This is a genomic window from Aeromonas sobria (genome assembly GCF_050266975.1).
Taxonomy (GTDB): Bacteria; Pseudomonadota; Gammaproteobacteria; order Enterobacterales; family Aeromonadaceae; genus Aeromonas; species Aeromonas sobria_B.
On sequence record NZ_JBKISU010000079.1, the window covers coordinates 1 to 1,033 of the forward strand.

Here is a 1,033-nt window from a genome sequence, read left to right on the forward strand (position 1 = left end):
AACCTGATTACCCATGATTAGCAGTCAGTTACCACGAACTATACTGATCTTACGTACAGTTATCGAGGTGCGAGATCATGGCCAAAAGCAAAATCCAATTCCAGAAAGGCTACAGCCTGTTTGAGTTTCTCAAGGACTATGGCACTGAGGCTCAGTGCGAAAACGCGCTGTTCACTTGGCGTTTTCCTAACGGCTTTGTCTGCCCTGAATGTGCCAACAAGACCTGTTGTCGCCTGAGAAGGCGGCCACGTGTGTGGCAATGCAATCACTGCCGTCACCAGATGTCATTGACTGGAAACACGATTTTCGCAAACACCAAGCTCCCACTGACCAAGTGGTTTCTGGCAATGCACCTGTTGTCACAAACCAAAACAGGCTTGTCAGCGATGGAGCTAAAGCGCCAGTTGGGCGTCAAATATGACACCGCCTGGATGCTCAAGCACAAGCTGCTGCAAGCGATGAAGGAGTCTGACGACAAGCATCCCATCAGCGGTATCATTCAACTCGATGATGTCTACTGGGGTGGCGAGCGCCGTGGTGGCAAACGGGGTCGGGGCGCGGCAGGCAAGACGCCGTTTGTGGCAGCAGTGGCCCTGAACAAGGAAGGACATCCAATCAAGATGCGGATGACGGTGGTCGATGGTTTCAAAACCAAGTCCGTTGCTGATTGGGCAAAACGGCATATTGCCAGTGGTAGCGCGGTGATATCCGATGGATTGGCCTGTTTCAAAGCGGTCAAGGAGGCCAATTGTGAGCACCTGGGTGTTGTCACCGGGGGCAACCTGGACTGGCTGGATCATCCGGCATTCAACTGGGTAAACACGATGATAGGAAATGTGAAAAACTCGCTGCGGGGCAGTTGCCATACGCTCGGAGCGAAGCATTTACCAAGGCATCTTGCGGAATACTGCTTCCGGTTTAATCATCGTTTTGACCTCAAGAGCATGTTGGTTGAATTGGGGCATGCAGTCGTGGCAAGCCCTCCGATGCCATATCGGCTCTTGAAGCTGGCTGAGGGTCATGGGTAATCAGG

Annotated in this window: 1 protein-coding gene; it reads left to right on the forward strand. The window is 52.5% G+C overall.

The window, feature by feature from the left end; translation table 11 throughout:
• The first annotated feature begins 77 nt into the window (after positions 1-77).
• Positions 78-1,028 (forward strand): IS1595-like element ISKpn3 family transposase, encoded by a 951-nt coding sequence (locus tag ACLHZ1_RS20485; protein WP_427263529.1) that lies wholly within the window; start codon positions 78-80, stop codon positions 1,026-1,028.
• Positions 1,029-1,033 lie beyond the last annotated feature (5 nt).

What these genes read in the sequence shown, in the direction of transcription:
- ACLHZ1_RS20485 (WP_427263529.1), top strand. Translation starts at nt 78, where the DNA reads ATGGCCAAAAGCAAAATCCAATTCCAGAAAGGCTACAGCCTGTTTGAG.